Source organism: Pseudomonas wadenswilerensis (assembly GCF_900497695.1).
GTDB lineage: Bacteria > Pseudomonadota > Gammaproteobacteria > Pseudomonadales > Pseudomonadaceae > Aquipseudomonas > Aquipseudomonas wadenswilerensis.
Map to the genome: position 1 here is coordinate 18962 of NZ_UIDD01000007.1, position 22394 is coordinate 41355.

Consider the following 22394-nt stretch of genomic DNA (forward strand, 5'->3'; position numbering starts at 1 on the left):
AGTGCTGTCATGAAGATCCGTTCACAAATTGGCATGGTCCTGAACCTGGACAAATGCATCGGTTGCCACACTTGTTCGATCACCTGCAAGAACGTCTGGACCAGCCGTGAAGGCATGGAGTACGCCTGGTTCAACAACGTTGAATCCAAGCCCGGGGTCGGCTACCCGAAAGAGTGGGAAAACCAGGACAAGTGGAAGGGCGGCTGGGTGCGCAACGCCAACGGCTCGATCAACCCGCGCATCGGCGGCAAGTTCCGGGTGCTGGCGAACATCTTCGCCAACCCCGACCTGCCGAGCCTGGATGACTATTACGAGCCGTTCGACTTCGACTACCAGCACCTGCACACCGCGCCCCTGGGCGAGCACCAGCCGACGGCGCGGCCGCGCTCGGTGGTGTCCGGCAAGCGCATGGAGAAGATCGAGTGGGGCCCGAACTGGGAAGAGATCCTCGGCACCGAGTTCGCCAAGCGGCGCAAGGACAAGAACTTCGACCAGATCCAGGCCGACATTTACGGTGAGTACGAAAACACCTTCATGATGTACCTGCCGCGCTTGTGCGAGCACTGCCTGAACCCGGCGTGCGCGGCGTCCTGCCCGAGCGGGGCGATCTACAAGCGCGAAGAGGACGGTATCGTCCTCATCGACCAGGAAAAATGCCGCGGCTGGCGCATGTGCATCAGTGGCTGCCCGTACAAGAAGATCTACTTCAACTGGAAGAGCGGCAAGTCCGAGAAGTGCATCTTCTGCTACCCGCGCATCGAGGCCGGCATGCCCACCGTGTGTGCCGAAACCTGCGTGGGCCGTATCCGCTACCTCGGTGTGCTGCTGTATGACGCCGACCGCATCGCGGAAGTGGCGAGCACCGCCAACGAGCACGACTTGTACGAGAAGCAGCTGGAGATCTTCCTCGACCCCAACGACCCGGCGGTGATCCGCCAGGCCCTGGAGGACGGCGTACCGCAGTCGGTGATCGACGCCGCGCAACGCTCGCCGGTGTACAAGATGGCCGTCGACTGGAAGCTGGCACTGCCGCTGCACCCGGAATACCGCACCTTGCCGATGGTCTGGTACGTGCCGCCGCTGTCGCCGATCCAGAACGCTGCGGCCGCTGGCACCGTGGGCATGAACGGGGTGATCCCGGATGTCGACAGCCTGCGCATTCCGCTGCGCTACCTGGCCAACCTGCTGACCGCCGGCGACGAAAAACCGGTGAAGCGCGCCCTCAAGCGCCTGCTGGCCATGCGCGCCTACAAGCGTGCCGAGCAGGTCGAAGGCGTCCAGGACCTCAAGGTGCTCAGCGACGTCGGCTTGAGCGTGAACCAGGTCGAGGAGATGTACCGCTACCTGGCCATCGCCAACTACGAAGACCGTTATGTCGTACCGAGTGCCCACCGCGAAGAGGCCATGAGCGACGCCTTCGCCGAGCGCTCCGGTTGTGGCTTCAGCTTCGGCAGCGGCTGCAGCGGCAGCTCCGACACCAACATGTTCGGGGCGAAGAAGGCCAACCGCCGCGACATCCTCAAAACCGTACAGCTGTGGGAGGAATGAGCATGCGCATCCTTAAAGTGATTTCGCTGCTGCTCGATTACCCGAGCGAAACCCTGGTTGCCGGCCGCGACGAGCTGGAGCAGGCGATCATCCAGGCGCGGGAAATCAGCCCGCGCCAGCGCGGCGCCCTGTTCGAGCTGCTGGAGCTGATCTGCAACAACGACCTGATGGATGGCCAGGAACACTACGGCGCGCTGTTCGGCCGTGGCCGTTCGTTGTCGCTGTTGCTGTTCGAGCATGTGCATGGCGAGTCCCGCGACCGCGGCCAGGCCATGGTCGACATGCTCGCCCAGTACGAAGACGCGGGCTTTGCCATCGACGTCAAGGAGCTGCCGGACTACATCCCGCTGTACCTGGAATACCTCTCGACCCGCGAAGACCTCGAGGCCCGCGAGGGCCTCGCCGATGTCGCGCACCTGCTGGCGCTGCTTGCCGCACGCCTGGAGGAGCGCGAGAGCGCCTACGCCAGTTGCTTCCGTGCGCTGCTGCAGATTGCCGGCGCCGAGCCGCACCAGGCGGTGGCCGACCTGCGCGAACAGGTGGCCGCCGAGCAACGCGATGACTCCCTCGAAGCCCTGGACAAGATCTGGGAAGAGGAGGCGGTGGACTTTCTCAAGGCTGAGCAGCAGGAGCGCTGCAGCTCAATGCCAAGCGCGCCGGGCAAGGCCCGGGAAGAGAGCGCGGTACCGCTGCACTGGGTCGATTTTCAGCATCAGGGCCAGGCCAGCGCGCCGGCCGGGGAGGTGAGCAATGTCTAAGTGGAACCTGTTGTTGTTCGGGGTGTATCCCTATGTGGCGCTGGCGATTTGCTTGCTTGGCAGCTGGGCGCGATTCGACCTGTCGCAGTACAGCTGGAAGGCCGGCTCCAGCCAGATGCTCGACAAGCGCGGCATGCGCGTGGCGAGCAACTTCTTTCACATCGGCGTGCTGTTCGTCCTGGCCGGGCATTTTGTCGGCCTGCTGACCCCGGCGTCGGTCTATCACCACGTGATCAGCACCGAGCACAAGCAGCTGCTGGCAATGGTCTCCGGGGGCTTCTTCGGCCTGCTGTGCCTGATCGGCCTGATCATGCTGCTGCACCGGCGCCTGACCGAGCCGCGGGTACGCGCCACCTCCAGCACCTCGGACATCCTGATTTTGCTGGTATTGCTGGCGCAACTGGTGCTCGGCTTGCTGACCATCGTCGCCTCCACCGGCCATATGGACGGCTCGGTGATGGTGATGCTCGCCGACTGGGCGCAGAACACCGTGCTGCTGCGCCCGGTTGAAGCGGCGGCAGCGATTGCCCCGGTCAGCCTGGTGTACAAGCTGCACGTGCTGCTGGGCCTGACCCTGTTCGTGCTGTTCCCCTTCACCCGCCTGGTGCACATCGTCAGCGCGCCGGTGTGGTACCTGGGGCGGCGCTATCAAATCGTTCGGCAGAAAGCCTGAGGAGGTTGCCATGACTAGCGGATGTGGATGTGGTGGCGGTAACGGCGGTGGCGGTGGTTGCGCGTCTTCGACGGTCCTTGAAACCGCGCCAAGTGCCCTGGCGGTGGAGCTCGAGCCGCCGGCGCAACTGATCGCCAGCAGTGAACAGGAATGGCCGATCATCAGCGTCAACGGTGTATCCCTCAGCCCCGAGGCGTTGGCCCAGGAGCTGCAATACCACCCGGCAGCGGATCGCGAAGAGGCGGTGTACATGGCCGCCCGCGCGTTGGTGATCCGCGAGCTGATGCAGCAGCGGATTGCCGAGCTGGGGCTGCAATTGCAGGTCGGCGCCGGCGAGAACCAGGAGGAGGCGGCCACCCGCTTGCTGCTGGAGCGCGAAGTGCAGGTACCGGTGTGTGACGAGGCCACCTGCCAACGCTACTACCACAGCAACCGCGCGCGCTTTCACAGCGCGCCGCTGCTGGCGGTGCGGCACATCCTGCTGGAGTGTGCGCCGGATGATGCCGAAGCGCGCAGCCTGGCGCTGGCACAGGCCGAGATCCTCCATGAGCGCCTGATGCAGTTTCCCGAGCAGTTCGCCGAGCTTGCGCAGAAGTATTCGGCCTGCCCGTCGAAGGCCCAGGGCGGTGAGCTGGGGCAGATCAGCAAAGGCCAGACCGTGCCGGAGCTGGAGCGCCAGCTGTTCACCCTGGCCCCGGGGCTGGCCGGCAAGCCGCTGGAAAGCCGCTACGGCTGGCACCTGGTCAGTGTCGACCTGCGTATCGAAGGCCAGGCCTTGCCTTATGAGGCGGTGGCCACGGCGATTCGCACCCAGTTGCAGCAGGGCGTGTGGCAAAAGGCCCTGGTGCAGTACCTGCAAACCCTGATCGGTGCCGCCGATATTCGCGGCATCCGCTTGCAGGGCGCCGATTCACCGCTGGTGCAATAAGGGGAAGGTGATGAGCACTGTGATGCAGGACGGCTTCGGGCGGCAGATCGATTACTTGCGCATGTCGGTGACCGATCGCTGTGATTTTCGCTGTGTGTACTGCATGGCCAAGCACATGACCTTCCTGCCACGCCAGCAGGTGCTGACCCTGGAGGAATTGCAACGCCTGGCCACGCTGTTCGTTGGCCAGGGCGTGCGCAAGATCCGCCTGACCGGTGGCGAGCCGCTGATTCGTCCGGGCATCGTCGAACTGTGCCGTCACATTGCCGCCTTGCCGGGCCTGCGTGAACTGGTGATGACCAGCAACGGCTCGCAACTGCAGCGCCTGGCCCGGCCGCTGGTAGACGCCGGGGTCAAGCGCATGAACATCAGCCTCGATAGCCTGGACGGCGAGCGCTTCCGGGCGATTACCCGCAATGGCGACCTCGACCAGGTGCTGTGCGGCATCGAGGCGGCGCGTGATGCCGGGTTCGAGGGCATCAAACTCAACTGCGTGGTGATGAAAGGGCGCAACTTCGATGAAGTGCTGCCTTTGCTGCAGTACGCCATCGAGCAGCGCATCGACATCACCTTCATCGAGGAGATGCCCTTGGGCGAAGTCGGCCGTTCGCGCGGCGAGTCGTTCTGTTCCAGTGATGAGGTGCGGGCGCTGATTGCCAGCCGGCATGCCCTGCTCGACAGCGCCGAAAACAGCGGTGGGCCGGCGCGCTACATGCGTCTGGCCCGGCATCCCGATACGCGTATCGGCTTTATCTCGCCCAACAGTCACAACTTCTGCGCCAGCTGCAATCGGGTGCGGATGACCGTGGAAGGGCGCTTGTTGCTGTGCCTGGGGCAGGAGGATTCGCTGGATTTGCGTGGCTTGTTGCGCCGCTATCCGCTGGATGACCAGCCGATCATCAACGCCCTGCAACAGGCGTTGCGGCGCAAGCCGTTGCGCCATGATTTCAGTGCGCAGGGGGAGGTGCAGATCTTGCGGTTCATGAACATGAGCGGCGGGTGAGGGTGGCGGTTCTGGCCTCATCGCTGGCAAGCCAGCTCCCACAGGGACTGTATACACTGAACTTTGTGGGAGCTGGCTTGCCAGCGATGGCTGCGCAGCAGCCCGGGTTGATTGCACAACCTGGCAACCTTGATATCGATCAATTTCTTCCACCCGCTTTACCCGTAGCCTTCACTGCATATTGTGTTTCTAAATTAATAAACATCTATATGTAGTGTCTGGAGGGCAAATGCACAGCACGCTGATCAGGGTAGGGCATAACCGGTTGCACAAGCGCGACGGCAGCCTGGTGGCCTTCGAGGCGGACAAGATCCGCCAGGCGTTGATCGCCGCCGGCAAGGCCACTGGCGAGTATGCCGAAGCTGAGGCAGACGGTTTGCTTGAAGCAGTCCTTGCCCACCTTGAGGGCTACTCCAAGCTGCACGTCGAGCAGATCCAGGACCGGGTCGAGCGGGTGCTGATGGACGCCGGCCACTTCCTTTCGCTACGCGCCTATATCGTCTACCGCGAACAGCATGGGCGCTTGCGCCGTGACCGCAAGACCCTGGTCGAAGTCGCGACCTCGATGAACGAATACCTCAACCGCGAAGACTGGCGGGTGCAGGCCAACGCCAACCAGGGTTATTCCCTCGGCGGGCTGGTGCTCAACGTCTCCGGCAAGGTCACTGCCAACTATTGGCTCGACGAGGTCTACAGCGAAGCCATCGGCCGCGCCCACCGCGAGGCCGACCTGCACATCCATGACCTCGACATGCTCGCCGGCTACTGCGCCGGCTGGTCGCTGCGCAGCCTGCTGCACGAGGGCCTCAATGGCGTGCCCGGGCGGGTTGAGGCCGGGCCGCCCAAGCACTTGAGCAGCGCCCTGGGGCAGATGGTCAACTTTCTCGGCACCCTGCAGAACGAATGGGCCGGGGCCCAGGCGTTCAGTTCGTTCGACACTTACCTCGCGCCCTACGTGCGCAAGGACCAGCTGAGCTTTGAAGAGGTGCGCCAGGCCATCCAGGAGTTCATCTACAACCTCAACGTGCCGTCGCGCTGGGGCACGCAAACGCCCTTTACCAACCTGACCTTTGACTGGGTCTGCCCGCAGGACCTGCGCGAACAGATCCCGGTGATCGGCGGCGAGGAGATGCCCTTTGCCTATGGCGAGCTGCAGGCCGAAATGGACCTGCTCAACCGGGCCTACATCGAGGTGATGCAGGCCGGCGACGCCAAGGGCCGGGTGTTTACCTTCCCGATCCCGACCTACAACATCACCCATGATTTTCCCTGGGACAGCGACAACGCCGAGCGCCTGTTCGAAATGACCGCCCGCTACGGCCTGCCGTATTTCCAGAACTTCCTCAACTCGGACATGCAGCCCAACCAGGTGCGCTCGATGTGCTGTCGCCTGCAGCTGGATGTGCGCGAGCTGCTCAAGCGCGGCGGCGGCCTGTTCGGCTCGGCCGAGCAGACCGGCTCGCTGGGCGTGGTTACGATCAACTGCGCGCGTCTGGGCTACCTGTTCAAAGGTGATGTCAGCGGCCTGCTGCAGCGCCTGGATGCCCTGATGGAACTGGCCATGGAGAGCCTGGAGGTCAAGCGCAAGGTGATCCAGCATCACATGGATGCCGGTTTGTACCCGTACACCAAACGCTACCTGGGTACCTTGCGCAATCACTTCTCGACCATTGGCGTCAACGGCCTGCACGAGATGCTGCGCAACTTCAGCGACGACCAGATGGGCCTGCACAGCGCCCAGGGCCGGCGCTTCGCCCTCAACCTGCTGGACCACGTGCGTGCCACCCTGGTGCGCTTCCAGGAAGAAACCGGCCACCTGTACAACCTCGAAGCGACCCCGGCCGAAGGCACCACCTACCGCTTCGCCAAGGAAGACCTCAAGCGCTTCCCCGACATCCTCCAGGCCGGTTGCAGCCAGGCTCCGTACTACACCAACTCATCGCAGCTGCCGGTGGGTTACACCGACGATCCGTTCGAGGCTCTGGAGCTGCAGGACGAGCTGCAATGCAAGTACACCGGCGGCACCGTGCTGCACCTGTACATGGCCGAGCGGATCTCCTCGGCCCAGGCCTGCAAGCAACTGGTGCGCAGGGCCCTGGAGCGCTTCCGCCTGCCGTACCTGACGATCACCCCGACGTTTTCCATCTGCCCGGTACACGGCTACCTGGATGGCGAACATGAGTTCTGCCCCAAGTGCGACGAGGCGCTGTTGCTGGCTCAGCAGCAGGGCAGCGTGCATTGACCCCGCTTTACCCCCAACTGCAAGGAGCTTCAACATGACTGCACAGCAATCCCTGCCCGTGGCGCAACGCCAACGGTGCGAAGTCTGGACCCGGGTCATGGGCTATCACCGCCCGGTGTCGGCGTTCAACCCCGGTAAACAGTCCGAGCACCAGGAACGGCTGCATTTCAATGAGGGCGCGGCAACGGCCGGGCACCGATGAATCGAGTGCTGCGGGTCGGGGGCATGGTGCCCCTGACCACCCTCGATTACCCCGGCAGGCTGGCCTGTGTGCTGTTCTGCCAGGGCTGCGCCTGGCGTTGCCGTTATTGCCACAACCCGCAACTGATCCCGCCCCGGGGTAGTGATGAACTGCCCTGGGCGCAGGTGCTGGAGTTTTTGCAGCGGCGTCGGGGCCTGCTCGACGCCGTGGTGTTCAGCGGCGGCGAACCGACCTTGCAGGACAGCCTGGCAGAGGCCATGGCCCAGGTGCGGGCCATGGGCTTTGCCATCGGCCTGCACAGTGCCGGGATCAAGCCCGAGGCCTTTGCCCGGGTATTGCCCGGCACCGATTGGGTGGGCTTTGACGTCAAGGCGCTGGCCGAGGACGGCCAGGCGGTCACCGGCGTGCGCGGCAGCGGCCAGGCCAACTGGCGCAGCCTCGACTACCTGCTGGCCAGCGGCGTCGACTATGAATGCCGCACCACGGTGCACTGGCACCTGATCGATCCCCTCCGACTCATCACCCTGGCCCGGCGCTTGAACGCGCTCGGGGTCAAACGCTTCGTCGTGCAGTTGGTGCGCACGGCACGCATGCTCGATGCGCAATTGCCCAGTGCTTCGGCACAAAGCTTGCTGCCCGAGCTGTGGGGCACCCTCCACGCGCTGTTTCCCGTGTTTGAAGTACGCGACTAGTAAGGCTTTGAAATGACCAGATTGACCACAGCACAACGTATCCTCATCGGCTTTGCCATCGCGCCCCTGGCGCTCCTTGGCCTGGCTTTCTATGCACTGCACGATCTGGCCACGCTCAAGGAGCAGGCGGTGGTGATCGTCAAACAGGACTGGCCGAAGATCGAGCCGATCATGGTCATTGCCACCGGCGTGCGCGACAACGCGCGCAACACCCGCGACCTGCTGATCGACAAGGACAACCTGCAGGTGCAGCAGGCCATCGACACCACCAAGCAGCGCATCAGCCAGGCCCTGGCGACGCTCGAGCCGTTGTTCTACCTGCCCGAAGGCAAGGCCGCCTATGCCGCGCTGAAAGCCAGCCGCGAAGCGTATGTCGCTGCCTTCACCCAGGTGCAGACCCTGATTCGCCAGGGCGATGGGCAAGCGGCGATGGCCCAGCTCAAGCAGCAGGTGGTGCCCGCCGAGCGCGAGGTCTACAAGAACCTGGAAACCCTGATGGCCCTGCAGGGGCAGATTTTCGTCGAGCGCGAACAAGCTGCGCAGGCGCTCTACAACGATGCCCGGTTGAACATGCTCGGGCTGTTCGCGTTGTGCCTGGTGGCGGTGCTCGCCGCCGCGCTGGTGGTGACCCGCAGTGTGACCCGGCCGCTGGGTGGCGAGCCGGATACCGCCGCACGGGTGCTGAGCCAGATCGCCCAGGGCGACCTGACCATCGAGGTGCCGACCCACGCCAGTGCCGACGGCAGCGTGATGCTCAACATGCATGAAATGCAGCAGAGCCTCAATGGCATGGTCAAGCACATCGCCGCCTCGGTGGAGCGCGTTGCCAGCTCCTCCGAGGAGCTCAGTGCGGTCAGTAGCCAGACCAGCAGCAGCCTGCAGTTGCAGGGCCTGGAAATCGAGCAGGCAGCGGCAGCGGTCAACGAGATGACTGCTGCGGTGGACGAGGTGGCGCGCAACGCGGTGAGCACCAGCGAAGCCTCGAAGGTCTCCGAGCAAACCGCCCAGCGTGGTCGTGAACAGGTGCGCGAGACGGTAGCCTCGATCACCGCCCTGGCCGATGACGTCAACGATACCTCCGGGCGCATCCAGCAACTGGCCGGGCGCGTGCAGGACATCAGCACCGTGCTGGATGTGATCCGCAGCATTGCCGAACAGACCAACCTGCTGGCGCTCAACGCTGCGATCGAAGCGGCCCGGGCCGGCGATGCCGGGCGCGGCTTTGCCGTGGTTGCCGATGAGGTGCGGGCCTTGGCCCATCGCACCCAGGTCTCGACCCAGGAGATTGAGCAGATGATCGGCAATATCCGCCAGGACACCGGCCAGGCGGTGACCGCCATGCTCAGCAGCAGCGAGCGGGTACACACCACCCTGGAGGTGGCGCAGCGTGCCGGTGAAGCGCTGGAGGCGATCACCCAGTCGATCTCGCAGATCAACGAGCGCAACATGATGATCGCCAGCGCCACCGAAGAGCAGGCCCTGGTGGCCCGCGAAGTGGACCGCAACCTGGTGGGCATCCGCAACCTGTCCGAACAGGTGCTGCTCGGTGCGCAACACACCGACACCGCCGGCCAGGACCTGGCGCAGATGGCCGGCAGCCTGAGCCAGACCGTGGCGCGCTTCAAGGTCTAGCTCCAGCCCCAGAACTGCAACCACCCGCCATAGCCCACTGCGGCGACGGCCAGCAACAGGCAAGCGCTGGCGCCGCAACGGCGCCAGCCACGGATGTGTTGCGCTGCCAGCAGCTTGCTCGCCAACAACAGGCTCCAGCCCAAGGCCGCGATCAACAACGTGGCCCTGGCCGGCTGTACCCAGTCCAGCAGCAAGCCCTCAAAGCGCAGCAACTTCACCGTGGTGGCCGACAAGCCAAGGAACAGCCCTGCACCACCCAGGGGCGTCAGGCACAGGCTCAGGGGCCAATACAGGGCAGGATTGCCCGCCAGCCGCGCGGCCAGGCGTAGCAGGATCAGCAGCCCGCCGCCGAGCAGCAGGGCACTGCCACACAGGTACACGACGATACTGAAGCCGTCGAGCCAGCTGAAACTGTCGTTGAGTTGCGGGTAATGGGTCAGCAGCCACCAGGGCGCGTTGTCCTGTAGCGGCCAGAGCAGCTCATGCTCCACCAGCCAGTTGGCCAGCCATTGCTTGAGGGCGATGAACCAGGGGCTGACTGTCCATTGGAAGGCGCCCATGGCCAGGCCGATCACCCCGAACAGCAGCAAGCGGGTGTCCCAGGGCGAGGGGGTGTGGGTGGCCGATTCAAGGATCTCCTGGTTGCTGGAACGGGCGATCAGTTGCACCGCGCCGCGTTGCCCGCTGCAGCGGCCACAGGCATGGCAATCACGGGCGCCGCGCATCCGCCGGATGTCCAGCAGCGGGGCGCAGTTGGGCGGTGGCAGGCGTGGCCCGGCGTTGGCTTGCCAGCGCTGTTCATCGACCTGAAAGTGCACCGGCGCCAGCCGGGCGAGCAGGGCGAAGACCCCGCTGACCGGGCACAGGTAGCGGCACCAGATGCGCTTGCCACGCACGAACAGCACACCGACCAGCACCGCCGCCAGGGTCGAGCCACCGAGAATCAGCAGCGCCGCCTGGGCGTAGTCATAGACGCTGATCAATTGGCCGTAGAGGGTGGTCAGGCAGAACGCCAGGGTCGGCCAGCCGCCCCAGCGCAGCCAGCGTGGCACGCCCATGCCCCGGCCATACTGGCTGGCCCATTCGCTCAGCGCGCCTTCCGGGCAGAGCACGCCGCACCAGAGCCTGCCGAACAGCACGATCGACAGCAGCACGAATGGCCACCAGATACCCCAGAACAGGAACTGGGCGAGCAGGGTCAGGTTATCCAGCATGCGTGCCTGGCTGTTCGGTAAAGGTAGAAATGCCGGCAGCACTAGCAGCAGGGCGTAGAACAGCACAACCGCCCATTGAAGTACCCTGATCACCCCGGCGTTGCGCCGCATGCCGTCGCCCAGGCGTTGTAGCCAGCGATTGTGCAAGCTCAGGCTGGACATGCTTGGGCGCCTGTCCTGCGCTGCAGCAACCAGCAGCCGACACTCAGCCAGTAGCCGCAGAGCACCAGCAGGGTGAGCGCGCTGGGGCTCGCCCGGTAGCCGGCGAAACCTGCGAGAAAACTGCCCGGGCCGTGACTGTCGCTGAGCCAGGCGCTGCTGTCCCAAAGGGCGTCGCCGACCAGGCTGTAAGCCATCTCCGGCAGGTCCCAAGCCAGCAACTGGCCGCCGATGCGTTCGCTCGCACTGACCAGCAGCCCGGCAGCCAGCAGCAGCAACAGCGCTTCGCTGATGGCAAAGAAACGCCGCCAGGAAACAAATCGCCGGCTGCTGTGCAGCAGGGCGATGGACAAGCCCGACAACACCAGCCCGGCAACCCCGCCGATGGCAAACAGGCCCAGTTGCGTGCCGTGCAGGCGTGCGCCGGCCCCATACAGAAAGACCACGGTTTCGCTGCCTTCCCGGCTGACTGCCAGCATGGCCAGAAGCAACAGGCCGATGCCGCCCTGGCGCGCCAGTTGCCGATCAGCATGGCGGCGCAAGTCATCCTTGAGTGAGCGGGCGTGGCGATGCATCCAGCCGACCATCTGCACCATCAGCAGACTGGCGACCAGCGCCATGCCGGCCTGGAACCATTCGTTGCCGGCGCCACTCATGGCCTCGCCGGCAAACAGGATCAGCAGCGCCAGCAGCGCCGACAGCAGCAGGCCCAGGGCCACGCCAGCCCACAGAAACCCGAGCAGGCGCTGAGCGCGTTGTTGCTGGTCGGCCCAGGCCTGGAGAATGCCGATCACCAGCAGCGCCTCGACGCTTTCGCGCCAGACGATGAACAAGGCTTGATTCATGGAAACTCCCTGCAGCAGCGTTATTTGGCGAGGATGCCGCCCTCGGGCAACTGCGGATTGAATTCGTCGAAGAACGGATAGTGGCCGGGGCGCAACGGGTGAATGACGACAAAGCTGGTCACCCCGGGCGACAGCACTTTCTCCACCCGCAGCGGCGTGCTTTCGAATTCCGCCGGGCCCTCGCCGAGGTTTTTCAGGACGATCTTGAAACGCTGACCGGCCGGCACCTCGAGCAGCGCAGGGGTGAAGTGGCCGTCGCGCAGGATCAGCTCGAAACTCGGCAGCGGCGCGGCGCTCAGCGGCAAGGCCGCACAAGCGAGCAACAGGGCCATGGCCTTCATTCAATAACCGCCTTTCTTGCCGATCCCGGCATAAACGAATTCGTAGTGCAGTTCGCAGCGCTCGAACCAGGGTTCGACGCCGGTTTCCTTGTCGGTATGGCGTCCGAGCGAGCCGTGGCCGGCCGGCGGCAGCAGGGTGAAGGTCAACTGGTATTTGCCTGGCCCCTGCAGCTTGACGTTATCGCCATAGTGAGGCCCGTCGTTGGCGACCATGGCGTGGAAGTTACCGCTGATGGGCGTGTCGCTGCCCTGTTTCTGCAGGCTGAAGGCGACATTCAGGTAGGGCACGAAACTGCCTTCCTGAAAGCCCTGGCGGTTGTTTTCAGTGGCGCGCACGTCGGCTTCCAGGTGGATATCGGAGTCGACGGTCGCGCGCATCATCCCGGCCGGGGCCATTTCGATCGGCTGCAGGTACACCGCGCCGACTTCAAGGCCCGGGCACAGTTGCGGCTCGCCGATGGGGTATTCCTTGGCGAACGCCTGCGGGGTGATCAGGAGCAAGGCGAGTGACAACGAGAGGGGCGTACGCATGATGGCTTCCGGGGCTGGGCAGTGGAAGCCCGAGTCTAGGAAGCCTTTAAGCGAATAATAATGATTATTATCAATTTTACCGGCGATCCGGCCGCACCCTTGATCTGCATCAAGGGCAGGATTTTAGCTGCGCAGTAGCGTGGAAGCTCGCCCATTGCCCGTCCGAGGCATCTCATGGCCAAGCCTTTTCCCATCAGCCCCAAGCACCCCGAGCGCATCTGCTGGGGTTGTGACCGCTACTGCGCGGCCAACGCCCTGGCCTGCGGTAACGGCGCCGACCGCACCATGCACCCGGCGGAAGTGTTCGGTGATGACTGGAACGAGCAAGGTGATTACGGGCTGGCGTTGCCGGAGCAGCAGGGCCCCGCTCAGGATCAGGGGGCCACATAGGTGCACGGTTGTTCAGTCAAAACAGCTGTTGACGCTTATCCAGTTGCTGGTCGACCAGCCATTTGCCGTGCGCCAGTGATGCATGCTGGGCGTTATCAAGGTCGGCCAGGTAGGCCATCTTCACCGGCAGCGACAAGCGCCGGCTGGTGTGGCCCTCGGGATCGGTAATCAGGCATCCGGCGTTGAAGGGCGTGGGAATGCCCGGGTGGGTTTCGACGCTTGCGGTGATGGTGTGGTTGCGATGCACGCATTGAAGGGTTTTCATCATCCTTACCTCGCTGCTGTGGTATCGAAAGCGCATCAGTCAGGTTGCTTTTTCGGGTATACCACAGCGTCGGCCCGGTTGGATCCGGGCCGACGAACGTGACGGTCAGCGGAACGCCGGCACCACTTCGTTGATAAACAGCGCCAGCGACTTTTTCTTCTCGGCGTGGGACAGGCTGTTGTCGCACCAGAAGCTGAACTCGTCGACCCCCAGTTGCTGGTAGTAACGAATGCGCGCGATGATTTCTGCCGGGGTGCCGATCATGGTGTTCTTGCGGATGTTGTCCAGTTCGAACTCCGGGCGTTCCTTGAATTTCTCTTCCGGGCTGGGGGCCAAAAAGCCGTTCTCCGGCACCTGCTTGTTGCCGAACCAGGCATCGAAGGTCCGGTAGAAGCGCGAGATGGCCTGGGCGCCGACTTTCCAGCCGTCGGCGTCATCCGCGGCATGCACGTGGGTGTGGCGTAGCACCATCAGTTGCGGGCGCGGTACCTCGGGGTTGTTGGCCAGGGCCGCATCGAACTTGTTTTTAAGGTCGAGGACTTCTTCATCGCCTTTCATCAGCGGCGTGACCATCACGTTGCAGCCGTTCTTGACCGCGAAGTTGTGCGAGTCCGGGTCGCGCGCGGCGATCCACATCGGCGGCATGGGCTTGTGCAGCGGCTTGGGCACGCAGGTCGAGGTGGGGAACTTCCAGATCTCGCCGTCGTGGGCGTAGTCGCCTTGCCACAAGGCACGGATCACCGGGACCATCTCACGCAGGGCCTGACCGCCCTCGGAGGCGGGCATGCCCCCAGCCATGCGGTCGAACTCGAACTGGTAGGCGCCGCGGGCCAGGCCGACTTCCATGCGGCCGTTGCTGATCACATCGAGCAGGGCGCATTCACCGGCCACCCGTAGCGGGTGCCAGAACGGCGCAATGATGGTCCCGGCACCGAGGTGGATGGTCGTGGTGCGCGCCGCGAGGTAGGCCAGCAGCGGCATCGGGCTGGGCGAGATGGTGTATTCCATGGCGTGGTGTTCGCCGATCCACACGGTGCTGAAACCGCCGTCTTCGGCCATCAGGGTCAGTTCGGTGAGGTCTTCGAACAGCTGGCGGTGGCTGACCTGTTCATCCCAACGTTCCATGTGTACGAACAACGAAAATTTCATGACGCATTCCTCGGATCTTGTTGTAGGTCGCCTGTCGAGTCAGGCGGCATGACTCTCGACCTGCGCCTGGCGCCTGTCGTAAGAATAGCGGGGCTCAGGCCAAGGCTGGCAGTTCGGCCATCTTGCCGCGGCAGTACACCAGCGGGCTGGGGGCCTGCTCGGGGACGATGAGGTTTTTCACTGCGCCGACCATGATCGCGTGGTCGCCGCCTTCATATTCGCGCCACAGCTCGCATTCGATGATTGCCGTGGCGTTGGCCAGCAACGGATTGCCCAGTGCGCTCAGGGTCCAGTCGATGCCCTGGGCCTTGTCCTTGCCCTTGCGCGCAAAGGCATAGGCTTCGGCCTGTTGTGCGCCGGACAGCAAGTGGATGGCGAAGCGCTTGTTGCGGATCAGCACCGGGTAGGAATCGGAGCTGTAGTTGGGGCAGAACAGTACCAGCGGCGGGTCCATGGACAGCGAACTGAACGCGCTGGCGGTCAGGCCGACGACCTGGCCGTCGTCGTCCAGGGTGGTAATCACCGTAACGCCGGACGGGAAGGAGCCCAGGACGTTCTTGTAGACGGTTGCGTCGATCATGGCGTGGTCCTCGGAAGCAGCGGTGGTCCGCGTTTTTGTTTGATGTGTCTGATGGTATACCGTAATACCTAATTTGCAAGTGGAATTTTCAGTCGGGACGAACGGCCCAGCATTGCCTTAAGCGCCCGCAAATACGGGGGTTTGAGCGAATATGGAAGGAAGAGGGCGAGCAAAAAATCAGATCAGTTGCAGGCAAAACGGCCGGATCAGTCTTGTGAAAAAGATGGAATACCATAATATGGTGCGCAGCTAAGTTGCTCGTTTCGAGCGCTCCGCAAGCGGTTTCCTACAAAGATAAAAACAGAACCTTTCGAGCTTATTGCCCATGTCCCAGTCGTCTTCGCAACAGCAGTTGATCGAAAACCATACGGTCGATTACGTACCGCCCGCCGAGCGCCATGGTCAGGCGCGCGATCTGTTCACCTTGTGGTTCAGCACCAACATTGCGCCGCTGCCGATTGTCACCGGGGCCATGGTGGTTCAGGTGTTCCATCTCAATTTGTTCTGGGGAATGCTGGCTATTGTTCTCGGCCATATGCTCGGAGGTATTGTCATTGCCCTGGCCTCGGCCCAAGGGCCGCAGATGGGCATTCCGCAGATGGTCCAGAGCCGTGGTCAGTTCGGCCGTTATGGCGCGCTGCTGATCGTGTTCTTTGCCGCCATCATCTATGTCGGCTTCTTTATTTCCAACATCGTCCTGGCCGGCAAGTCGATCCACGGCATTGCGCCGAGCGTGCCGATGCCGGCGGCGATCATCATCGGCGCCCTCAGCGCCACCGCCATTGGCGTGATCGGCTACCGATTCATCCATAGCCTCAACCGCATCGGTACCTGGGTGATGGGTACGGCGTTGCTGGCGGGCTTTGCAATGATCTTCGCCCAGGAGCTGCCGGCCGATTTCTTCAGCCGTGGCGGCTTCAACCTGTCGGGCTGGGTTGCGACCTTGTCGCTGGGGGTGATCTGGCAGATCAGCTTTTCACCCTACGTGTCCGACTATTCACGCTACCTGCCGCGTGAAGTGGGTATTGCGCGGCCGTTCTGGGCAACCTATTTCGGCGCTACCCTGGGCACTATTCTGTCGTTCAGCTTTGGCGTCGTTGCCGTACTGGCGGTGCCGGAGGGGACCGAGGCGATGGCGGCGGTGGAGCAGGCCACCGGCTGGTTGGGGCCGATCCTGATGGTGCTGTTCCTGCTCAACATCATCAGCCACAACGCCCTTAACCTGTATGGCGCGGTGTTATCGATCGTCACCTCGATCCAGACCTTTGCCAGCCGCTGGACCCCGAGCATCAAGGTGCGTGTGGTGCTGGCCAGTGTGATTCTGTTGGGCTGCTGCCTGGTGGCGTTGAGCGCCTCGGCGGACTTCATTGGTCATTTCATCGGCCTGATCCTGGCGCTGTTGCTGGTACTGGTGCCCTGGGCGTCGATCAACCTGATCGACTTCTACCTGATCAAGCGCGGTAGCTACGACATTGCCTCGATCTTTCGTGCCGATGGCGGCGTCTACGGGCGCTTCAATGCCCATGCGATCATCGCTTATGCCTGTGGGATCCTGGTGCAACTGCCGTTTGCCAATACGTCGCTGTATGTCGGGCCGTATGCCAATCTGGTGGAGGGTGCGGACTTGTCGTGGCTGGTGGGGCTGTTGGTGACGTGCCCGTTGTATTACTGCCTGGCGACGCGGGGGCGGGGTCAGTTGGTACAGATCCAATGCAGGAGCGGGCTAGACCCGCGATGAGGCCGGTACAGCCAGCACATCAAGTGTTGTCTGGATTGCGACCGCTGCGCGCTCGATCGCCGGCAAGGCCAGCTCCCACAAGTCCGGCGTACACAGATCCATTGTGGGAGCTGGCTTGCCAGCGATGAGGCCAGTACAGTATCGAAAGGCCTTGATCAGAACGCGGTCGGCTGAATGATCTCGACCCAGTAATCATCCGGGTCCTTGATGAACGCCAGGTGCTTCATGCGGCCGTCGCTCAGGCGTTTCTGGAAGGTGACGCCCAGTTGCTCGAAACGCTCGCAGGCTGCACGGATATCCGGCACCGAGATGCAGATATGACCGAAACCACGCGGGTCGGTGTTGCCGTTGTGGTAGGCAAAGTCGGCGTCGTTCTCGGTACCGTGGTTGTGGGTCAGTTCGAGGATGCCAGGGATCGACTTCATCCACTCGGTGCGCTTGGCGGCGTCAGCCGGGATTTGCGCCTTGTCGACCAGGGCGAGGAAGTACAGGCTGAACTCGGCTTCCGGGAAGTCGCGTTTTTCTACCAGGCTGAAGCCCAGCACACGGGTGTAGAAGTCCAGGGACTTGGCAACGTCCTTGACCCGCAGCATGGTGTGGTTGAAAACGAAGTTGTGGGTCGCGGCATCCGGTTGCGCGGTGACACCAGGGAGGGTGTCGAGATGGTTCAGGCTCATGGGCTCTCCGCATTTGAGGCTGGCAACAGTGCTGCCAGCAAAACAGTCAGGGCGTCATGATACGGAACTGAAGCGATTGCGCAAACGATTTGCGCCCCGCCTTTACAGGGCGGGGCGCAAGAATTAGAAGCCCGCCGAAGCGGGCGTATGGGGCGCTAGTCCGTTAGCAGCCTTCATCCTGAGCCAGTCGATGTGAAAAAAGTGTGAAGGTGTTTTTCACTTACGCAACCAGCTGTCGACTGTCTTGGCGCCGTACTGTTCCTTCCAGGCTTTCAGGCCCCGGTGGTTGCCGCCCTTGGTCTCGATCAGCTCGCCGGTGTGCGGGTTTTCATAGACCTTTACGACCCGCGCGCGGCGCTGTTTCGGCGCGCTGACCGGGCCTTTGTGGGACGCTTTTGGATCGAGGATGGCGATAATATCGCGCAGGCCCTTGTCGTAGTGTTTCATCAGGTCGACAAGTTTCTTTTCGAACTCGATTTCGCGCTTCAGGCCGGCATCCTTTTTAAGCGCCTCCAATTGCGCCATTTGTTCCTGAAGGGCCTTTTCGGCAGCGCGGAACTCTGCAAGTCTGGACACTGTCATCACTCCTTTAAGTCTGCAGTGGCCCGGCATGCGTGAAGATCAGCAACATTCTGTATAACGCAGCCGCCACCGGGTTGGGTACAACATCGCACTAATAAAGAGTGTAGTAGTCTGTACGAGGCGGGTAAACATTAAACTTTTATATTACCGCTTATGGAACTTTCTTAATTAACCCCACACCGTGGCCAAAGAACTAGTCGACACTGTGCCTGGCGCCTTAGACCATGGTCCAATGGGCCGGTCTAGAGCGGTTGCGAGATGATAGACGGTCACCGTCGACTGCCATCGGCGCTGGGAGCATTGTCGGCGCCGGGACCGGCGCCGGTTGTTTTTTGCCTTTCTTTCGGATTTCGCTTCTCATGTTTGCCCCATACCCTCTCGCGCCCGGGCGCAGCCTTATCGGCCTGCTCGCGATGTTTGCTGCTGTATCGACTCAAGCCGCTGGTTTTCTTGAAGACAGCAGCGCCAAAGTCGAAGCACGCAACGTCTACTTCAACCGTGACTTCCGTGATGGTCATACCAGTTCCAGTCAGGGAGCCTCGAAACGCGAAGAGTGGGCCCAGGGCTTTATTCTCAATGTGCAGTCCGGCTACACCGAAGGCACTGTAGGATTTGGTGTTGATGCACTGGGCATGCTCGGCTTCAAACTCGACTCCAGCCCGGCCGACAGCAACAGTGGTCTGTTGCCGTCCAGCGGACATGACCCGCGCGGTTCGGTAGACCAGTACGCGAAGATGGGCGTGGCCGGCAAGATGCGTTATTCGCAGACGGTGCTCAAGGTCGGCTCGATGATGCCGGACATGCCGCTGCTCAAGTACAACGACGGGCGTTTGTTGCCGACGATGTTTCAGGGCACGCTGCTGACCTCCGAAGAAATCAAGGGCCTGAAGTTCACCGTTGCCCGCCTGGACAAGTACACCGCGCGGGATTCAACCGACCGTCAGGACATCCGCGTTCATTGCAAGAACAAACGCTACGCCTGCAATACCACTGCCGACCATTTCGACATGGCTGGGGTCGACTACAAGTTCAATGACCGCCTGAGTGCGCAGTACCAGGTGGCCAAACTTGAGAACATCTACCGCCAGCACTTCCTGGGCCTGGTGGCCAGCCAGCCGTTGAGCGTCGGCAGCCTGTCGGCCGACCTGCGCCTGATCAAGAGCGACGACATCGGCCGTGCGCGCGCGGGCGATATCGATCACCGCGCCTTGAGCGGCATGCTCGGTTATAGCCTGGGTGGGCACAAGGTCAGCGCCGGCTGGCAGCGCATGTATGGCGAGAACGCCATGCCGTACCTGGATGGCAGCAACCCGTACCTGGTCAACTACGCCCAGGTCAACGACTTCGCTGCAGCCCAGGAGCGCTCCTGGCAACTGCGCTACGACTACGACTTCAAGGCCATGGGTGTACCGGGCTTGAGTTTCTTTACCCGCTACATCAACGGTGACCATATCAAGGTCCCGGGCAGCCTGGCCGAGGGCAAGGAGTGGGAACGCGACAGCGAGCTCAAGTACCAGATCCAGGGCGGCACCTTCAAGGATGTCAGCGTGCGCCTGCGTAACTCCACCTACCGCAGCAACTACGAGAAGTATGCCCGCGACATGGACGAAACCCGGGTGATCGTCAGCTACAACTTCTCGATCTTCTAAACAACAGTACGTTGCCATTGTGCTTCGGCCAGCCGACTATAGGGGCTGGCCGGGCCATGGAAGCGACTTGCAATGAAACAACTGCTGTTGATTGGTATCGGGCCGGGCAATCCGCGCCAGATCACCCTTGAAGCCATCGACGGGCTGAACCGTGCCCAGGTGTTCTTCGTGCTCGACAAGGGCGCGGTCAAGGATGAGTTGCTGCAACTGCGCAAGAACATTCTCGAACGTTACATCGATCAACCCGGGTATCGCCTGGTGCAGGTCGATGACCCGCTGCGCGATGGCGCGGCCAGCGACTATGTCGGTGCAGTGCAGGACTGGCACCAGCAGCGTGCGGCGCTGTACGCCAGCCTGATCGAAAACGAACTGGCGGACGGTGAATGTGGCGCTTTCCTGCTGTGGGGGGAGCCGACCCTGTACGACAGTACCCTGCGTATTCTCGATCTGGTGCAGGCCCGAGGCGTGTCACTGGCGCTTGAAGTGATCCCCGGCATCAGCAGCGTGCAGGCCCTGGCCGCCGGCCACCGCATTGCCTTGAACCGTATTGGCGAGCCCCTGACCGTGCTGCCCGGGCGGCGTCTGGCCGAACAGCCGCGCATCGACAACCTGGTGGTCATGCTCGATGGCCAGTGCGCCTTCGCGGCGCTGGATGATCCGCAGTTGCACATCTATTGGGGCGCTTACCTGGGCACGGCAGACCAGATCCTGATTGCCGGGCCGCTGCTTGAGGTCAAGGCGCAGATCCTCGCCGCCCGTGAACAGGCACGGGCGCGCAAAGGCTGGATCATGGACACTTATCTGCTGCGTCGGCCGCTGTAGCCAGGCGATTCTTGGCCTCGATCCACTGGGCCATGTACTGGGTGCTTTTGTGCTGGTGGTGGCGGAGCATGGCGCCGGTGAAGTTGAACAGGCGGTGCTGGTCGAGGTCGGCCAGGGCGTATTCGATGCGTTCGACCAAGGCGTTGGCGTGCTGGCGACGGTCGTAGCGAGCGCTCAACAGCCGGCGCGCGTCCTGCTGCGCCTGGTTCCAGCGCGCTTCGTCGCTGTATAGCGTCGCCGCGGCTTCGGCCAGGCCTTCGGCGGTCTCGGCGATCGCTCCGGGCCAGGGCAGGGCGCCGTGCATGGCTTCGGCGCCGATCGGCGTGGTCACGCTGGGCGTGCCGCATTGCATGGCGTCGGTGAGCTTGCCCTTGATCCCGGCGCCAAAGCGCAGGGGGGCCAGGCAGATGCGCGCATTGCTCATCACTTCCAGGGCATCTTCAGCCCAGTTCATGATGTGAAAGCCCTCGGCCGGTTTGTGCAGCGCCGTGGCCTTGGGCGGGGTGTAGGCGCCGTAGATGTGCAACTGCGCCTGCGGCAGGCGCCGACGGATCATCGGCCACAGGCTGTTCTTCATCCACAGCACCGCGTCCCAGTTCGGCGCATGGCGGAAGTTGCCGATGCTGAGGAAGTGCGCGCGCTCGGCGAACGGTTTGAACGGCTCGCTGGGCGCGTCGAGCATCAGCGGGCACCAGTGCAGCAGGTGCTCGGGCACGCCGAAGCCGTTGAGCAGCAGGTCGATCTCGACGTCGGAGATCATCAGGCTCAGGTCGCTGCGGTAGATGGCGGCGAGTTCGCGCAGGGTCAGGTCGGCGCTGGCCATCTGCCGATAGAGGTCGGGGCCGGAGGTGTTGAACAGCGCGCGAAAATCATTCGGGTCCAGGCCCTCGATCAGGCGCCGGCGCAGCAGTTGCTGGCGAGCATCGCGCAGGCTTTGCAGGTCGGAGGTTTCCAGCACGCGCAGGGCGTTGGGGCAGTGTTTTTCCACGCGCCAGCCGAACTGCTCTTCCATCATGAAACGGTCGAACAGCACGACGTCCGGGGCCAGTTCGCCGACAAAGCGGTCGAAGCTGCTGTCGTTGAGGGTGATGGCCTGCTCGGCGATACCCAGGCTTGCCAGGTCGGCCGTGTGCTCGCCAATGGCTGCAGGGCTGCTGAAGGTGATGCGCCAACCGCGCTGCACGAAGCTTTCAAGGATCTGCATCATGTGCGAACCGGCGGCCGAAGAGCGCGGCTCGGGCCAGACGTAGCCAATGACCAGGACGTTGAGGGCAGGGGCGGACATGGGTATCGGGGACCTTGGCAAAAGCGCGTATTAAAGCAGATTCTGCGCTCCCACCCCCACTCATTCATAAAAGGCCTGGAGAATACCCTGCACCTTGTCACGCAACTGGTCGATGCTGAACGGCTTGGCGATCTGGTGCAGGTCGGCCGGTACATCGAGGTTGTCGCCATAGCCACTGGCAAACAGCACCGGCAGCGCCGGACGCAGCTCCCGGGCTTTTACTGCCAGGTCCTTGCCGTTCATGTCCGGCAGGCCGACGTCGGTCAGCAGCAAGGCCAGGGATTGTTGCGTGTCTTTCAAAACCTTCAGCGCCGCTTCTGCATCGGCAGCCTGCAGCACCTGATAGCCCAGCTCTTCAAGCACCTCGACCATCAGCATGCGCACGATAGCGTCATCTTCGACGACGAGCAGGGGCTGGGGTGTCTGGGACATTGGGGGATTCCTGTACAAAAGTCTGTTCATTATCTGTAAGCCGGGTGCGCTCCGAAG

24 protein-coding genes are annotated in these 22394 nt (G+C 62.9%); 13 read left to right on the forward strand and 11 right to left on the reverse strand.

Annotated features, from left to right (window positions below):
- Positions 1 to 9 precede the first annotated feature (9 nt).
- From narH to CCOS864_RS11335, 9 genes are all read left to right on the forward strand, one after another.
- The gene (gene narH / locus CCOS864_RS11295) at positions 10 to 1548 is read left to right on the forward strand and encodes a nitrate reductase subunit beta (protein ID WP_038995541.1); all 1539 of its coding nucleotides are present in this window, start codon (positions 10 to 12) and stop codon (positions 1546 to 1548) included.
- Between the two features lie 2 nt (positions 1549 to 1550).
- On the forward strand, positions 1551 to 2306 hold the full coding sequence (narJ, locus tag CCOS864_RS11300) for a nitrate reductase molybdenum cofactor assembly chaperone (RefSeq protein ID WP_115086379.1): 756 nt from the start codon (positions 1551 to 1553) through the stop codon (positions 2304 to 2306).
- Positions 2299 to 2979 carry a respiratory nitrate reductase subunit gamma gene (gene narI, locus CCOS864_RS11305; protein WP_115086380.1) on the forward strand — a complete coding sequence of 227 codons (681 nt, stop codon included), beginning with the start codon at positions 2299 to 2301 and terminating at the stop codon, positions 2977 to 2979. Before narJ ends, narI begins: the two co-directional genes overlap by 8 nt.
- Before the next feature lie 10 nt (positions 2980 to 2989).
- The gene (locus CCOS864_RS11310) at positions 2990 to 3907 is read left to right on the forward strand and encodes a peptidylprolyl isomerase (RefSeq protein WP_115086381.1); all 918 of its coding nucleotides are present in this window, start codon (positions 2990 to 2992) and stop codon (positions 3905 to 3907) included.
- Between the two features lie 10 nt (positions 3908 to 3917).
- On the forward strand, positions 3918 to 4910 hold the full coding sequence (moaA, locus tag CCOS864_RS11315; RefSeq protein ID WP_115086382.1) for a GTP 3',8-cyclase MoaA: 993 nt from the start codon (positions 3918 to 3920) through the stop codon (positions 4908 to 4910).
- Between the two features lie 229 nt (positions 4911 to 5139).
- Positions 5140 to 7152 carry a ribonucleoside triphosphate reductase gene (locus CCOS864_RS11320; protein ID WP_115086383.1) on the forward strand — a complete coding sequence of 671 codons (2013 nt, stop codon included), beginning with the start codon at positions 5140 to 5142 and terminating at the stop codon, positions 7150 to 7152.
- A 34-nt stretch (positions 7153 to 7186) separates the two neighbouring features.
- A complete protein-coding gene (gene nrdD / locus CCOS864_RS28595) occupies positions 7187 to 7354 on the forward strand; it encodes an anaerobic ribonucleoside-triphosphate reductase (protein ID WP_115086384.1) in 168 nt (55 codons plus the stop codon).
- On the forward strand, positions 7351 to 8046 hold the full coding sequence (locus CCOS864_RS11330; protein ID WP_115086385.1) for an anaerobic ribonucleoside-triphosphate reductase activating protein: 696 nt from the start codon (positions 7351 to 7353) through the stop codon (positions 8044 to 8046). Before nrdD ends, CCOS864_RS11330 begins: the two co-directional genes overlap by 4 nt.
- 12 nt (positions 8047 to 8058) lie before the next feature.
- Positions 8059 to 9678, forward strand: a complete 1620-nt coding sequence (locus CCOS864_RS11335; RefSeq protein WP_115086386.1) for a methyl-accepting chemotaxis protein — start codon at positions 8059 to 8061, stop codon at positions 9676 to 9678.
- Here the strand turns inward: CCOS864_RS11335 and CCOS864_RS11340 are convergent.
- The 4 genes from CCOS864_RS11340 to CCOS864_RS11355 are packed head-to-tail and all read right to left on the reverse strand — an operon-like array spanning position 9675 to position 12768.
- Positions 9675 to 11054 carry a 4Fe-4S binding protein gene (locus CCOS864_RS11340; protein ID WP_115086387.1) on the reverse strand — a complete coding sequence of 460 codons (1380 nt, stop codon included), beginning with the start codon at positions 11052 to 11054 and terminating at the stop codon, positions 9675 to 9677. The two genes, CCOS864_RS11335 and CCOS864_RS11340, sit on opposite strands and share 4 nt — an antisense overlap.
- Positions 11042 to 11896 (reverse strand): FTR1 family iron permease, encoded by an 855-nt coding sequence (locus CCOS864_RS11345; protein ID WP_115086388.1) that lies wholly within the window; start codon positions 11894 to 11896, stop codon positions 11042 to 11044. The genes CCOS864_RS11340 and CCOS864_RS11345 overlap by 13 nt, the downstream gene beginning before the upstream one ends.
- A 20-nt stretch (positions 11897 to 11916) precedes the next feature.
- Positions 11917 to 12237 carry a cupredoxin domain-containing protein gene (locus CCOS864_RS11350; RefSeq protein ID WP_115086389.1) on the reverse strand — a complete coding sequence of 107 codons (321 nt, stop codon included), beginning with the start codon at positions 12235 to 12237 and terminating at the stop codon, positions 11917 to 11919.
- Complete coding sequence (locus CCOS864_RS11355; RefSeq protein ID WP_115086390.1) at positions 12238 to 12768, reverse strand: iron transporter; 531 nt, start codon at positions 12766 to 12768, stop codon at positions 12238 to 12240.
- Between the two features lie 174 nt (positions 12769 to 12942).
- On the opposite strand from CCOS864_RS11355, the gene CCOS864_RS11360 reads away from it, so the two are divergent.
- Positions 12943 to 13158, forward strand: coding sequence for a DUF3079 domain-containing protein (locus tag CCOS864_RS11360; protein ID WP_115086391.1), 216 nt, complete (start codon positions 12943 to 12945; stop codon positions 13156 to 13158).
- Positions 13159 to 13174: 16 nt separating this feature from the next.
- On the opposite strand, the gene CCOS864_RS11365 is transcribed toward CCOS864_RS11360, so the two are convergent.
- From CCOS864_RS11365 to CCOS864_RS11375, 3 genes are all read right to left on the reverse strand, one after another.
- Positions 13175 to 13423: a hypothetical protein gene (locus CCOS864_RS11365; protein WP_115086392.1), complete on the reverse strand. Its 249-nt coding sequence runs from the start codon at positions 13421 to 13423 to the stop codon at positions 13175 to 13177.
- Positions 13424 to 13528: 105 nt separating this feature from the next.
- Complete coding sequence (locus tag CCOS864_RS11370; RefSeq protein WP_115086393.1) at positions 13529 to 14572, reverse strand: LLM class flavin-dependent oxidoreductase; 1044 nt, start codon at positions 14570 to 14572, stop codon at positions 13529 to 13531.
- A gap of 94 nt (positions 14573 to 14666) precedes the next feature.
- Entirely contained in the window at positions 14667 to 15152 is a 486-nt protein-coding gene (locus tag CCOS864_RS11375) for a flavin reductase family protein (protein WP_115086394.1), read from the reverse strand.
- A 325-nt stretch (positions 15153 to 15477) separates the two neighbouring features.
- Here CCOS864_RS11375 and CCOS864_RS11380 point away from each other — a divergent pair, with 325 nt between their 5' ends.
- Positions 15478 to 16890 carry a purine-cytosine permease family protein gene (locus CCOS864_RS11380; protein ID WP_115086395.1) on the forward strand — a complete coding sequence of 471 codons (1413 nt, stop codon included), beginning with the start codon at positions 15478 to 15480 and terminating at the stop codon, positions 16888 to 16890.
- 155 nt (positions 16891 to 17045) lie between these two features.
- On the opposite strand, the gene gloA is transcribed toward CCOS864_RS11380, so the two are convergent.
- Together gloA and CCOS864_RS11390 are read right to left on the reverse strand one after the other, a co-directional pair.
- On the reverse strand, positions 17046 to 17567 hold the full coding sequence (gene gloA / locus CCOS864_RS11385) for a lactoylglutathione lyase (RefSeq protein ID WP_115086396.1): 522 nt from the start codon (positions 17565 to 17567) through the stop codon (positions 17046 to 17048).
- A 216-nt stretch (positions 17568 to 17783) separates the two neighbouring features.
- The gene (locus CCOS864_RS11390; protein WP_115086397.1) at positions 17784 to 18143 is read right to left on the reverse strand and encodes a histone-like nucleoid-structuring protein, MvaT/MvaU family; all 360 of its coding nucleotides are present in this window, start codon (positions 18141 to 18143) and stop codon (positions 17784 to 17786) included.
- A gap of 365 nt (positions 18144 to 18508) precedes the next feature.
- Here CCOS864_RS11390 and CCOS864_RS11395 point away from each other — a divergent pair, with 365 nt between their 5' ends.
- Both CCOS864_RS11395 and cobF read left to right on the forward strand, forming a co-directional pair.
- On the forward strand, positions 18509 to 19798 hold the full coding sequence (locus CCOS864_RS11395; protein WP_115086398.1) for an OprD family porin: 1290 nt from the start codon (positions 18509 to 18511) through the stop codon (positions 19796 to 19798).
- Positions 19799 to 19870: 72 nt separating this feature from the next.
- A complete protein-coding gene (cobF, locus tag CCOS864_RS11400; RefSeq protein WP_115086399.1) occupies positions 19871 to 20620 on the forward strand; it encodes a precorrin-6A synthase (deacetylating) in 750 nt (249 codons plus the stop codon).
- Here cobF and CCOS864_RS11405 read toward each other — a convergent pair.
- Positions 20586 to 21905, reverse strand: coding sequence for a glycosyltransferase (locus tag CCOS864_RS11405; protein WP_115086400.1), 1320 nt, complete (start codon positions 21903 to 21905; stop codon positions 20586 to 20588). The two genes, cobF and CCOS864_RS11405, sit on opposite strands and share 35 nt — an antisense overlap.
- Before the next feature lie 60 nt (positions 21906 to 21965).
- Positions 21966 to 22337 (reverse strand): response regulator, encoded by a 372-nt coding sequence (locus CCOS864_RS11410; RefSeq protein ID WP_115086401.1) that lies wholly within the window; start codon positions 22335 to 22337, stop codon positions 21966 to 21968.
- Between the last annotated feature and the right edge of the window lie 57 nt (positions 22338 to 22394).